General features: G+C 50.6%; 1 pseudogene. It reads right to left on the bottom strand.

The features are described 5' to 3' along the window. Nucleotides 1–235, bottom strand: a pseudogene (locus AC3XQU_RS24935) (hypothetical protein); the annotation flags it as partial.

The raw sequence follows: 235 nt of genomic DNA, 5'->3' as shown, positions 1-235 counted from the left end.
GAACTGCCCTTTCCTATGTACGGAGAGGCAATATAAACAATCTTGTTTTCGGCGATCGCTTTGTCAAGGACCAGGTCAGGAGCATAGCTGTTGAAGACTTCCCCTAAGCGACCGCTGCCAAGCATGCACATCGCACCAGCCAGACCTGAAAATAGGCTCTTCAGTTTAGCGATACTGAGCTCGTTATCAGCATCGCGAACGCATTCAAGGGCTTTGGCATATGCGGTTACGGCCA

It is taken from the genome of Telluria sp. AZSoR62, assembly GCF_058111565.1.
This window is presented reverse-complemented; position numbering and strand designations above follow the sequence as displayed.